This is a genomic window from Rhizobium sp. S163, from assembly GCF_030380805.1.
Classification (GTDB): Bacteria; Pseudomonadota; Alphaproteobacteria; order Rhizobiales; family Rhizobiaceae; genus Rhizobium.
This window is the reverse complement of sequence record NZ_JAUDSA010000038.1, coordinates 19,000-31,572: the sequence shown is the minus strand read 5'-3', so window position 1 is coordinate 31,572 and position 12,573 is coordinate 19,000. Positions and strand designations below refer to the sequence as shown.

Annotated in this window: 12 protein-coding genes and 1 tRNA gene; 9 read left to right on the top strand and 4 right to left on the bottom strand. The window is 62.2% G+C overall.

Annotation, left to right across the window (positions count from 1 at the left end):
- The first annotated feature begins 124 nt into the window (after positions 1-124).
- A complete protein-coding gene (locus tag QTL96_RS29085) occupies positions 125-1,288 on the top strand; it encodes a M20 aminoacylase family protein (RefSeq protein WP_289730196.1) in 1,164 nt (387 codons plus the stop codon).
- A gap of 105 nt (positions 1,289-1,393) precedes the next feature.
- Here the strand turns inward: QTL96_RS29085 and QTL96_RS29080 are convergent.
- Positions 1,394-1,470: transfer RNA gene (locus tag QTL96_RS29080), tRNA-Arg, on the bottom strand.
- A gap of 311 nt (positions 1,471-1,781) precedes the next feature.
- Here QTL96_RS29080 and QTL96_RS29075 point away from each other — a divergent pair.
- The 6 genes from QTL96_RS29075 to QTL96_RS29050 all read left to right on the top strand — a co-directional run bounded on the left by QTL96_RS29075 (position 1,782) and on the right by QTL96_RS29050 (position 8,036).
- Complete coding sequence (locus tag QTL96_RS29075; RefSeq protein WP_289730195.1) at positions 1,782-3,554, top strand: type I secretion system permease/ATPase; 1,773 nt, start codon at positions 1,782-1,784, stop codon at positions 3,552-3,554.
- Positions 3,551-4,870: an HlyD family type I secretion periplasmic adaptor subunit gene (locus tag QTL96_RS29070; protein ID WP_289730194.1), complete on the top strand. Its 1,320-nt coding sequence runs from the start codon at positions 3,551-3,553 to the stop codon at positions 4,868-4,870. The genes QTL96_RS29075 and QTL96_RS29070 overlap by 4 nt, the downstream gene beginning before the upstream one ends.
- Before the next feature lie 143 nt (positions 4,871-5,013).
- Positions 5,014-6,447 carry a family 16 glycosylhydrolase gene (locus tag QTL96_RS29065; protein ID WP_289730193.1) on the top strand — a complete coding sequence of 478 codons (1,434 nt, stop codon included), beginning with the start codon at positions 5,014-5,016 and terminating at the stop codon, positions 6,445-6,447.
- Between the two features lie 130 nt (positions 6,448-6,577).
- Positions 6,578-6,931: a hypothetical protein gene (locus QTL96_RS29060; protein ID WP_289730192.1), complete on the top strand. Its 354-nt coding sequence runs from the start codon at positions 6,578-6,580 to the stop codon at positions 6,929-6,931.
- Positions 6,932-7,233: 302 nt separating this feature from the next.
- On the top strand, positions 7,234-7,746 hold the full coding sequence (locus tag QTL96_RS29055; RefSeq protein ID WP_018901578.1) for a DUF992 domain-containing protein: 513 nt from the start codon (positions 7,234-7,236) through the stop codon (positions 7,744-7,746).
- A 140-nt stretch (positions 7,747-7,886) separates the two neighbouring features.
- Positions 7,887-8,036, top strand: coding sequence for a hypothetical protein (locus tag QTL96_RS29050; RefSeq protein ID WP_183795259.1), 150 nt, complete (start codon positions 7,887-7,889; stop codon positions 8,034-8,036).
- A 3-nt stretch (positions 8,037-8,039) separates the two neighbouring features.
- Here QTL96_RS29050 and QTL96_RS29045 read toward each other — a convergent pair whose 3' ends face one another.
- Both QTL96_RS29045 and QTL96_RS29040 read right to left on the bottom strand, forming a co-directional pair.
- Positions 8,040-8,327 carry a BON domain-containing protein gene (locus tag QTL96_RS29045; protein ID WP_289730191.1) on the bottom strand — a complete coding sequence of 96 codons (288 nt, stop codon included), beginning with the start codon at positions 8,325-8,327 and terminating at the stop codon, positions 8,040-8,042.
- A 53-nt stretch (positions 8,328-8,380) separates the two neighbouring features.
- Positions 8,381-9,031: a hypothetical protein gene (locus tag QTL96_RS29040; RefSeq protein WP_289730190.1), complete on the bottom strand. Its 651-nt coding sequence runs from the start codon at positions 9,029-9,031 to the stop codon at positions 8,381-8,383.
- Positions 9,032-9,387: 356 nt separating this feature from the next.
- Here QTL96_RS29040 and dxr point away from each other — a divergent pair, with 356 nt between their 5' ends.
- Positions 9,388-10,563 (top strand): 1-deoxy-D-xylulose-5-phosphate reductoisomerase, encoded by a 1,176-nt coding sequence (gene dxr / locus QTL96_RS29035; RefSeq protein WP_289730189.1) that lies wholly within the window; start codon positions 9,388-9,390, stop codon positions 10,561-10,563.
- 22 nt (positions 10,564-10,585) lie between these two features.
- Here dxr and hemA read toward each other — a convergent pair whose 3' ends face one another.
- The gene (gene hemA, locus QTL96_RS29030; protein WP_018901583.1) at positions 10,586-11,800 is read right to left on the bottom strand and encodes a 5-aminolevulinate synthase; all 1,215 of its coding nucleotides are present in this window, start codon (positions 11,798-11,800) and stop codon (positions 10,586-10,588) included.
- A gap of 348 nt (positions 11,801-12,148) precedes the next feature.
- On the opposite strand from hemA, the gene QTL96_RS29025 reads away from it, so the two are divergent.
- Positions 12,149-12,406, top strand: coding sequence for a YMGG-like glycine zipper-containing protein (locus QTL96_RS29025; RefSeq protein WP_113239255.1), 258 nt, complete (start codon positions 12,149-12,151; stop codon positions 12,404-12,406).
- The last annotated feature ends 167 nt before the right edge of the window (positions 12,407-12,573 follow it).

Here is a 12,573-nt window from a genome sequence, read left to right as displayed (position 1 = left end):
GAAAGTTTCCCCTATTTAACGTATATGGCCATGACATGGCAAAGGTCATTGTCTAACTTATTTGCGAGCCGTGGTATCAATCCCGTTATTGCCGCCGTTTTCGATTTTCAGCAGGGAAGCAAGCATGCCGATTTTGAACAGAGCCGCCGAACTTCAGGACGAAGTGACCGAGTGGCGCCGGCACATCCATGAGCGGCCGGGCCTGCTCTATGCGGTGGAAGAGACAGCCGCCTTCGTGGCCGAGAAGCTCAAGGAATTCGGCGTCGACGAGATCGTCACCGGCATCGGTCGCACCGGCGTCGTCGGGCTGATCAAGGGCAATGGCGCGGGATCGCGCACGATCGGCCTGCGCGCCGACATGGATGCGCTGCCGCTGACCGAGATTTCGGGCAAGCCATGGGCATCGAAGATAGAGGGCAAGATGCACGCCTGCGGCCATGATGGCCACACGGCGATGCTGCTCGGGGCCGCGAAGTATCTGGCCGAGACCCGCAATTTCAACGGCAATGTCGCTGTCATCTTCCAGCCGGCCGAAGAAGGCGGCGCCGGCGGCGACCTGATGGTCAAGGATGGCATGATGGAGCGCTTCGGCATCCAGGAGGTCTATGGCATGCACAACATGCCCGGCCTTCCCGTCGGCCATTTCGCCATCCGCAAGGGGCCGATCATGGCCGCGACCGACGAGTTTACCGTCACGGTCAAGGGGCGCGGTGGCCATGCGGCGCAGCCGAACCGCACGATCGATCCGATCGCGATCGGCACCCAAATCATCACCAACCTGCAGATGATCGCATCCCGCAATGTCGATCCGCTGCGCTCGGTCGTGGTGTCGGTCACCAAGTTCAATGCCGGCTTCGCGCATAACGTCATTCCCAACGAGGCGACGTTTGCCGGAACCGTGCGCACGCTCGACGAGGCCGTGCGCGATCTCGCCGAAAAGCGCTTCCGGCAGATCGTTGCCGGCGTGGCCGAGGCGCATGACGCGGTGGCGGATGTCCATTTTCAGCGCAACTATCCCGTCACATCCAATCACGCGAGTGAGACGGAGCATGCGACGGCGGTGGCGACGGATATTGCGGGTGCCGGCAACGTCGATGTCGATATCGATCCGATGATGGGCGGCGAGGATTTCTCCTATATGCTGAACGCCCGCCCGGGCGCCTTCATCTTCATCGGCAATGGCGACACGGCCGGCCTGCACAATCCGGCCTACGACTTCAACGACGACGTCATCAGCCACGGCATTTCGTACTGGGTGCGTCTGGCCGAGCAACGGCTGGGCGAATGATCGGCTGATATCGGAGACCCGGGCTGCCCGGGTCTTCCCCGCATCGCGCATGACGCGATGGAGCCCGGCCAAGGCCGTGCCAAAACGATCGAACTTGCAGGAAAATGGTGTCCACGAGAGGATTCGAACCTCCGACCCCAGGATTAGGAATCCTGTGCTCTATCCTGCTGAGCTACGTGGACAACGTCCCCTGCATAGCTTGACTGTCCCTGTCGATCAATAAGCTTTTGACGACATTCTCCTCTTCGCCGTGACCCGCCTGTTCAATCCTGCGCTGGCCCGTTCGGTGTCATCGACACGAGCGATGTCGGGCAAACGCAAATTTTGGGCAGTTGTCTCATAGGGGTACGGTGTTGCGTCATGGCGGGACAGGGTCATGTTGCGATGCAAAACTCGCGTTAACAGTGAGATTTATTAGTTTTGCACAACCATAGAAAGAGCAAGCTCTCGTCACTGTTGTGATCCATGTTCGGGACATCACTGCCCCAGTTTCATGCGATCGAGAGGCCATTTGTCCCAATTCAAGGCGAAAACATCCGCGCCGTTCCTGATATCAGCCGTCTCGTCTGTGCGGGGTACGCTGGTTGGGATCGGAATGACGAGCTGCTTCATCAATATCCTGGCGTTGACCGGCTCGTTCTTCATGCTGCAGGTCTATGACCGCGTCATTCCCGCCCGCAGCCTTCCGACGCTTGTCGGGCTCGGCATCATCACGCTGACGCTCTTCGCCTTCCTGGGGCTGCTCGAACTTTTGCGGTCGCTGGTGCTGGCGCGGCTGGGGCAGTCGGTCGACGAGCGCTTCGGGCCGATCGTCTTCCGCTCCTTCGCCACCGCGCCGTCGCGGCGCAGCGTCGAGGAAAACGGGCTGCAGCCGATGCGCGATATCGACATGGTGCGCGGCTTTCTCTCCGGGCCGGGGCCGACGGCGCTGTTCGATCTTCCCTGGATGCCGTTCTATCTCGGTCTCTGCTTCCTGTTTCATGTCTGGATCGGCATGGTGGCGTTGGCGGGCGCGCTTGTTCTTATCGGCCTTACGATCATCGCCGAGATCCGAACGCGGGCGCCGACGCAGGCTGCGGCCAGGATCGGGCTGGAGCGAACGGCACTTGCCGAAGCCACCCGCCGCAATGCCGAGACGGTGGCGTCGATGGGGTTTGCGCGGCGGCTGGAGGAGCGCTGGTCGGCGATCAATCTGCGCTACCGTGACACGCAGTTCAAGGCGACGGGGATCACCGTGTCGCTGTCGACACTGTCACGCGTCGTGCGGCTGGTGTTGCAGTCGGGCGTGCTGGCTGTCGGGGCCGTTCTCGTCATTCGCCAGGAGGCGACGGGCGGGATCATGATCGCGAGCTCGATCCTGATCAGCCGGGCGCTGGCGCCTGTCGAACTGGCGATCGGGCAATGGCGGGGCTTTGCGGCGGCGCGCCAGAGCTGGGCGCGGCTTCTTCGCTTGAGCGAGGCGGATGAGGTCGTCGACCCGGACGTGCGGCTGCCTGCGCCGGTAAACGGCCTGAAGGTGGAGAACCTGCATCTTTCAGCACCCGGCTCGGTCGTGCCACTGCTGCGCGGGATCTCGTTTGAAGCCAAGGCGGGCGATGCGATCGGGGTCGTCGGGCCAAGCGCGTCGGGCAAGTCGTCGCTGGCGCGCGGGCTGGTTGGGATATGGGCGGCGCGCATGGGGGCTGTGCGGCTTGACGATGCGTCGTTGTCGCAATGGGAGCCGGAGGCACTCGGGCGGCATATCGGCTACTTGCCGCAGGAGATCGGGCTGTTCGACGGAACGATCGCCGACAATATCGCGCGGTTTGATCCTGCGGCGTCGTCGGATGCGGTGATCGCGGCTGCGAGGGCGGCCGGCATCTATGAGATGATCGTGCGGATGCCAGAGGGTTTCGATACCGAGATCGGCGAGGAGGGGGCTGTTCTCTCCGCCGGCCAGCGGCAGCGGCTGGCATTGGCGCGCGCGCTTTACGGAGATCCCTTCCTGGTCGTGCTCGACGAACCGAACGCCAATCTCGATGCCGAGGGCGATGCGGCGCTGACCCGCGCCATTGAGGGCGTGCGTGAGCGCGGCGGGGTGGCGATCGTCATCGCGCACAGGCCGAGCGCGCTTGCCGGTATCGACAAGGTGCTGGTGCTGGCCGAGGGCCAGGTGCGCGGCTTCGGGCCGAAGGAAGACGTGCTTGGGAGGCCGGTGGCGGCGGTCTCGGCTGCATTCTCGCCGGTGCGTTTCGGGCGGGTGGGCGAGGGGAGGGCGGCGCGATGAAGCCTCTTGCAAATGGTGTGGGCGCACCGATCGCCGAACGGGCCATCCGGCGGCTGGCGCTTGTGGCGCTGGCGGCGGTTCTCGTTCTCGTCGGTGTGCTCGGCAGCCTCGCGGCGACCATCCATCTCAACGGCGCGGTGATCGCCTCTGGCACACTCGTCGTCGACAGCTATGTGAAGCCGATCCAGCATCTGAAGGGCGGGACGGTCGGCGAGATCCTCGTTCGCAATGGCGACAAGGTGGAAGCGGGGCAGGTGCTGCTGCGGCTCGACGATACGCAGGCGCAGGCGACGGTTTCGATCGTCTCGCGGCGATTGCGGCAGCTGGCTGCACGAACGGCACGGCTTTCGGCCGAGCGGGACGGGCGGGAGGCGTTTACGTTTCCCGATCTTGTGAAGCGAGCGCCCCCCGAGGAGCGGGAGACGCTGATGCAGGGCGAGCAGCGGCTGTTCGAAGACCGGCGGGCTTCGCTTCGCGGGCAGGTGGCGCAGCTGCGCGAGCGCATTCACCAGCTCGGGCAACAGGCGGGCGGACTGGTGGCGCAGCAGGATGGCAAGCGGCAGGCGATCGAGATCATCGGCAAGGAGCTGGCGAGCCTCGAGCCGCTGTTGAAGCAGGGCATCATTCCGGCAACACGGGTCTACGCCCTGCAGCGCGACGCGGCTGATCTGACCGGCGAGCTCGGTAATCTCGTGGCATCGGCGGCCGAGGTGAAGGGCAAGATCGCGGAGACGGAATTGCAGATCATCCAGCTTGGCGACGACAGGCGGAGCGAAGTCTCGGACCAGCTGCGTCAGGCGCAAAGCGATACCGGCGAGTATGCCGAGCGGCTGGTCGCGGTCGAGGACGATCTCAAGCATATCGACATTCGCGCACCGCAGGCGGGCATCGTGCACCAGTTGTCGGTGCATGCGGCGGGGGCCGTGGTGCAGGCCGGAGCGGCGATCATGGAGATCGTGCCGGATGGCGATGCGCTGACGCCGGATCTCAGGCTCTCGCCGCAGGATATCGATCAGGTCGCGGTGGGCCAGGCGGTGGTGCTGCGCCTGTCGGCCTTCAACCAGCGCACCACCATGGAGCTCAATGGCCGGGTAGAGCGCATCGCGGCCGATCTCACCACCGATCAGAAAACCGGCCAGAGCTACTACGGCGTGCGCGTTCATATCGAGGACGGCGAATGGCGCAGGCTTGGAAAGCTGACGCCGGTGGCCGGCATGCCGGTGGAGGCCTTCATCGAAACGGGGGAGCGGACGGCGCTGGCCTATCTCGCCAAGCCGTTCACCGATCAGGCGGCTCGTGCCTTTAGGGAGGAATAAGGGCTTTTAGGGAGGAATAAGAGGCCTGTGCCTGATGGCGCCTGGAGGAGGCGCGTCGGGCAAGGGAGGAGCGTTCGGCCATCAGGGCATCGTGTGGATGCCCTTGGCAATGTTTCAATCACGAAAACCCTAGGAGATGAACCATGCCACAGTCGATTCAGAACGCAGTCGGCACAAGCCTGTTCTATAGCGGCGCTTCAACCGCCTGGCTGTCGGCGACAGGATCCGGACCCGTGCTCAACGGCACAGCCGGCAATGACAGCATATGGGGTGACAGCTCGGTCAACGTGACCATGCACGGGGGTACGGGTGACGATATCTATTATCTCTACTCCGCCATCAACCGCGCGGTCGAAGAGCCGGGTGGCGGGATCGATACGATCAACACCTGGATGAGCTACACGCTGCCCGAAAACTTCGAGAACCTTACGGTGACGGGCGCCGGGCGTTATGCCTTCGGCAACAGCGCCGAGAACATCATCTCCGGTGCCGCGGGCAGCCAGACGATCGATGGCGGCGCGGGCAACGACGTGCTGATCGGTGGCGGCGGGGCCGATACATTTCTCTTCACGCGCGGCAATGGCAGCGACCTTATCGTCGATTTCAGCAGCGACGACACGATCCGCTTCAACGGTTACTCGCTGACGAGTTTCGATCAGGTCGTCAGCCACTCGACACAGGAAGGCGCCAATCTCAGGATCGATCTCGGCGGTGGCGAAAGCCTCGTGCTGGCCAATACGACGGCCTCGGCGCTGCACGCCGATCAGTTCCAGCTGACGCTCGATCGCTCGGCGCTGACGATGACCTTCGCCGACGAGTTCGACAGCCTGTCGCTCCATAGCGGCGGCCAGGGAACCTGGGATGCGAAGTTCTGGTGGGCGGCCGAAAAGGGGAGCACGCTGCCCGACAATGCCGAGGAGCAATGGTACATCAACCCGTCTTATGCCGGCACGGCGTCGGTCAATCCGTTCTCCGTTCATGACGGCGTGCTGACGATTACGGCGGCGCAAACGCCGGCGGCGCTGGCAGGCCAGCTCGAGGGCTTCGACTATACGTCGGGGATGCTCAACACCCACTCGACCTTCGCCCAAACCTACGGGTACTTCGAGATCCGCGCCGATATGCCGACGGACCAAGGCGTCTGGCCGGCCTTCTGGTTGCTGCCCGAGGATGGCTCCTGGCCGCCGGAACTCGACGTGGTGGAAATGCGCGGGCAGGATCCCAACACCGTTCACGTGACGGCGCATTCGGCGGCGAGCGGCAGCCACACGATGGACCAGACGGCCGTCAGCGTCGCAAGCACCGAGGGCTTCCATACCTATGGGGTGCTCTGGGACCAGGACCAGATCGTCTGGTACTTCGATGACGTGGCAATCGCACATGCGGATACGCCCGATGACATGCACGATCCTATGTACATGATCGTCAATCTCGCCGTCGGGGGCATTGCCGGTTCGCCGACGAATGGCCTGCCCAACGGCTCGGAAATGAAGATCGACTATATCCACGCGTATTCGCTGGCCGACAGCCCGGTTGCTTCAACCGCGCACACGTCGACGGACGACTGGCAGACCTGAGGCAGTCCTGTCGGATGCTTTCGGATACGGGCGCTTGAGATGCGCCCGTATTTTTTTGGTCCGCTTTTTTGGGAACGATGAAAGCCCTCTGTCGTTGACCCCATGTCGATACGAAAGAAGGAGAAGCATCATGAAAGCGAAACTGATCGCGGCATCGATCCTGGCACTTGGTCTGGCAACAGGCGGGGCGATGGCCCAGTCCAACCCGAGCCCGGCTGGATCGACGATCGGCAACAGCACGGTCGATAGCGGCGGTGGCGCAAACGCGGATGCTCCGAACACGACTGGAACATCGCCAATGGTGGTCGATCCGAACGCCACCTACAGCACCACCCCCGGCACGATGAGCACGGGGCCGAACACCAATACGACAGGAACCGTCGACCGCACGCGCTGCCCGGCGCAGCCGATGCCGGGTGCGACAGCCGCCCAGGGCGGCAATAGCGGCGCTTCCGAGAGCGAGGCATGCCCTGACTTCAAGTAATCATCGCATTGCGATCAAGGATCCCGGCGCAGCCCGGGGTCCTTTTTTGTGCGCGGAAACCACCAATTCGTCGCGCCTCAGAAGACAAGAACGCGTGATGACGGTGGAACAACAGGCGATCACAGGGATTTATTCAGGCGCCGCCTGATTGACGCCCGAAATCAGCCTGAAATCGGGATGCATGTAGCGAATCAAACCCCACACATTTGCTTTTGAGCATTTGTTAATTTTGTTCATACAGCCGGGGTTGGTAAGTTATAACAAGGCACTATGTTTTTCGTCAGGATACTAAGGAGACCACAATGAACAAGACAATCGCATCGATCGTCGCAGCAGCCTCGCTGGCTCAAGTCTTCGCTACTTCGGTAGCGGCAGCGGATCTCGTGACGACTTATGAAGAGCCGGATCAGCGCGATGGCGTCAAGATCGGCGTTCTGACCTGCGACGTCGGCGGCGGTGTCGGCTACGTCTTGGGTTCGGCGAAGTCCGTCGATTGCGTCTTCAACGGTACGCGCGGCTCCGTCGATCACTACAGCGGCACCATCCGCAAGATGGGCGTCGACCTCGGCTTCACCACGCGCGGCCGTCTCGTCTGGGCTGTCTTTGCTCCGACCGCAGGCTATCACCGCGGTTCGCTCGGCGGCCTCTACCAGGGCATCACCGCTGAGGCCACACTTGCAGGTGGCGTCGGCGCCAACGTGCTGTTCGGCGGCACGGCCGGATCGATCCAGCTGCAGACCATCAGCGTCACCGGCCAGCTTGGCCTTAACGTTGCTGCAACCGGCACCTCGGTCACGCTGACGCCGGCCGGCTGATTTTATCATATGATTTCAATGGAAAAGCCGTCCCGTCAGGGGCGGCTTTTTCGTTTCATGGGTGCCGTGTGGGTGGCCCATTTCGGGAAGGGAACCTACGGCCAGCCGTTGCGTTGTTCTGGTCAAAGGAGACCAAGCTCATGACCATGAAACTCTCGATGCTCGCGGTTGCCTATCTCTTGATCGGTGGCCTTCTCATCGCCGTCAGCTACCAGCCGAGTGGCCCCGTCACGACGCAGAAGACGGATCGCGTCGCCTCGGGCTTCCTGATGGAACGCTTTGCAGGTTGATCCTCAGACCGCTTCGCCGAGGTTGTCGAGCACGGATTGCGCGACGACGATGCGATTGCGGACCGTGTGATCGCTCGCCGTAGTCTCGGCGACGATGATGGCGCTGGCGAGGTCTGCCTTGGTCGCGACCAGTCCGGTCAGCACGATCTCGTCTTGCTCGACCGACACCGCGATGTGCGAGGCATCGAAGCCGCTCGCAGTTGCCAATGCGGTGGATACATCCGCCTTCAAGGCGGCCTCTTCCTTCAGGTCCGTCTTTCGTGCGGACGGTGATATTTCGTAACTTGCCATGTCATGCCTTCCTTCCTCCCATTCGATTGCGAAATCCGATGCCTCTTGCGCGGTCACCAGCTGACCCGGTAGTTCAGGTTGATGCTTCCCGAGCGGGTGGAAGATCCAGGATTGCTGATTGTTGCGCTCAAATTAAGGTCGGGGAGGATTAACTGGTTCAGCGCCAGCGAACTCGTCACATCGCCATTGAAGCCCGACACGGTGGCGGCCGCCGAGAGCGAGGTGCCAGTCCAGGGCTGGATCAGCTTCAGTGCCTGCGAGGTATCGACGGATGTCTGACGGGTGTCGACGGCGTCATAGCGAACCTGCACGAAGCGGGTCGAGACCATGTCCAGCGAGTCGGAGAAGATCCAGCTGCGGGAACGGCTGAGCATCAGCGCGCCGCTGCCCCTCAAGGTATCGACGCGCACGCTGGCTGAGCGCTCGGCGCGGGCCGCGGGCGTGACGCTGACCTTGGTGATCTTGCCCCAGAGCGAGGCCTGTTCTGAGCCGCCGAGCAGCACGCCGCCCTTCGATGCCGCAAGGCCGATATCTGCGCCGGCGCTGGTTTCCCATTCGGCGGGCAGGCGAAAGCCCAGCGTTGCCTTGTAGGATCGTTCGGACACTTTCACGGGTGTCCAGATGACGAGGTTTTCTGCGTGGACGCGCGGTGCGAATGAAATGAGCGCGGCGGGCAGAAGCAATAAACTGCTTGTCGCTTTCATGGCCATGTGTCCCTTCGTAACGATGAGGGTCTTCTGGTCGATGCGGGCTTGAAGCGGAAACGCACGGAAGCGCGCAGGATTTCGCCTTGCAAACCCGACATCTCGTTCTGGTTTTTATCGCGTCCGGCCTTTGGCGCGGATACGGAAGCGGGCGCGAAATTTGCGCCGCCGGAGCTTGAAAATTGCAACCGATACGATTGCCAATGCTCCTATCCCTGAGGATTGTTGTCAGGATCACATCGACCGGCGGGGATGTAAACCCCTTAGGCCCAAAAATCTGCTGCACTGCACACTTGCCGCTCATTCCAATCCCCTGTAGAGCCGAGGGAAATGACGGAACGCAGGCAAAATCGCGCATGATCACGGGCAGAAACGGGCCTCGGCGCCTCTCCATCTTCGGTTCGACCGGCTCGATCGGGCAGAACACGCTCGATGTGGTGAAGCATCTCGGCGGTCTCGAAAACTTCGAAATCTCCGTGCTGACGGGCAACGAGAACGTCGATCTGCTGGCAAAGCAGGCGCGCGCGGCCGGTGCCAAACTCGCCGTGACGGCGAGTGACAGCCATTACGAGGCGCTGAAGAGCGCGCTTGATGGAAGCGGGATCGCGGTTGCCGCCGGCCAATCCGGACTGATGGAAGCAGCCGACCTCGAGGCCGAATGGGTGATGGCGGCGATCGTAGGCACAGCGGGCCTTGCGCCGACGCTGGCCGCGGCCCGCAAGGGCGCCGATATCGCGCTCGCCAACAAGGAATGCCTGGTCTCCGCCGGTGATCTCTTCGTGCAGTCCGTGCGCCGCGGTGGCGGCAAGCTCTTGCCCGTCGACAGCGAACACAATGCGATCTTCCAGGTGCTGGAAGAGAACCAGCGCCACGCCGTCGAGCGCATCATCCTGACGGCGTCTGGCGGACCGTTCCGCAATGCCTCGCTCGAGGAGATGGCCGGCGTGACCGTCGAGACGGCGCGCGCGCATCCGAACTGGTCGATGGGCCTGAAGATCTCGATCGACAGCGCCTCGATGTTCAACAAGGCGCTCGAGATGATCGAGGCCAAGCACTTGTTCGGGCTGACGCCTGAGCAGATTGAGGTCATCGTGCATCCGCAATCGGTGATCCATTCGATGGTGGGTTATACCGATGGTTCGGTGCTGGCCCAGCTCGGCGCGCCCGATATGCGCACCGCGATCGGCTACGCGCTGGCGCATCCGCGCCGTCCGAACCTACCAATCGAACGGCTCGATTTCGCCAAACTGGCGCGGCTGGATTTCGAGGCACCCGACGAGACGCGCTTCCCGGCGCTTCGGCTCGCCCGGCTCGCGATGACGCGCGGCGGCGTGCAAGGCGCGGTTTTGAATGCGGCCAAGGAAGTGGCGCTTGAGGCTTTCATCGCCGGTCGCCTGTTGTTCCTCGCCATGGCCGATGTGACTGAAACGGTGATGGACCAGCTGGCACATCTGCCGGAGGCCGCGACGATGGACGACGTGTTCGCCGTCGACAAGGAAGCCCGGCAGCGGGCTGCCGGGCTTATCAACTAAGCAGAGATATTTTTGAGTCTGGTCAGGCGACGTGCCGGGCCAGTGCGCAGCGCGACCAAAGCGAATGCAGCGCTTCCACCAGGTGCTCGATGTCGGCATCGGTGTGCAGCGGCGTGGGCGTGATGCGCAGGCGTTCGGTCTTGACCGGAACCGTCGGGTAATTGATCGGCTGGACGTAGACGTTGCAGTTGTCGAGCAGCAGGTCCGAAATCCACTTGCACTTGGCGGCGTCGCCGACCATGACCGGGACGATGTGGCTCGGGTTCGGCATGTGCGGGATGCCGGCCTTGTCGAGCTGGGCGCGGAGCAGGCGAACGCGATCTTGGTGACGGGCGCGCTCGAAGGGGCTGACCTTCAGGTGCTGGATCGAGGCGACCGCGCCGGCTGCGAGCGTCGGCGGCAGCGCCGTGGTGAAGATGAAGCCGGATGCGAAGGAGCGGATGAAGTCGCAAAGTGCTGTGGATGCCGCGATATAGCCGCCCATGACGCCGAAGGCCTTGCCGAGCGTGCCTTCGATCACCGTCAGGCGGTCCATCAGGCCTTCGCGCTCAGCGATACCACCGCCGCGCGGGCCGTACATGCCGACAGCGTGGACTTCGTCGAGATAGGTCATGGCGCCGTACTTGTCGGCGAGGTCGCAGATTTCCTTGATCGGCGCGATATCGCCATCCATCGAGTAGACGCTCTCGAAGGCGATCATCTTCGGCGCCTTCGGATCGGCGGCGGCGAGCTTCGCTTCCAGATCCTGCAGGTCGTTGTGCTTCCAGATGACGCGATCGCACTTGGCGTAGCGAATGCCCTCGATCATCGAGGCGTGGTTCAGCGCATCCGAGAAGATGATCATGCCGGGGATTTTGGCGCCGAGCGTGCCCAGCGCCGCCCAGTTGGAGACGTAGCCCGAGGTGAAGACGAGGGCCGATTCCTTGCCGTGCAGATCTGCGAGTTCGCGCTCAAGGAGAACGTGGTAGTGCGTGGTGCCAGAAATATTCCGGGTGCCTCCCGCACCCGCGCCACAGTGATCAATGGCGTTCTTCATCGCCTCGATCACCTTGGGGTTCTGGCCCATGCCGAGATAGTCGTTGGAACACCAGACGGTCACATCCTTCGGCCCCTCGGGGGTGTGGCGCGTGGCACGCGGGAAATTGCCGCGGTGACGCTCAAGATCGGCGAACACGCGGTAACGACCTTCGTTGTGAAGGCCTTCCAGCTCGTTCTTGAAGAATGCTTCGAAATCCATCTCATGCTCCAGTATCGTGCAGGCGTTCTCCGCCCAATGACGACTGCACGTCAACCCATTTGGTCCGATTTAGCACCATGTGCGTCAATTGGCCCCTAGTTTCGAATTACTTTAATTTGAAATTGGCGTCCTTGGCCAGATCAATCGCGCATTGCAGCTCTGCGCGCGGTGCTTCGCATGGTTCTTGGTGACCGATTTGCCAGTCGATTTTCGTGGCTGCTTACCAATTGAAATCGATTGGAGCGGTTGCTTGCCCCTTTTTGCGCCATAGTTTGCAGTCTAGGTTACAAAAAAGACAGGAATCAGGGACGGCCACCGCCCGCTTGGGCGACCAATCAGGAGTTATTGATGAAAAAGATTATTGCGCTCGCCTTTATCGGCCTATCGATTGCAAGCTGCACGCCGACACAACAGGGTGCGGGCATCGGTGCGGCATCCGGCGCCATCATCGGCGGCGCGGTTACGGGCAATGTTCGTGGTGCGGCTGTGGGTGCTGCCGTCGGCGGCGTGTCCGGCGCGCTGATCGGCCGCGTATCCGAACAGCCCGGCCAGTGCTACTACCGCGACGAATATGGTCGCCGCTATATCGACGATTGCCGCGGCTGATCCTTCGCCAAAACCTTTCAAATCCCGGGTCTCTGGCCCGGGATTTTTGTTTTTTTCCGCTAAATCAGCAATCATGCGGTTTAAAACGGTACAACAAAATGAATTTTGCCGCTAAGGTCGCATCAGGCCGGGGGGCGCAGAGCTTAAATCCAGTGTAACCAAAAAGC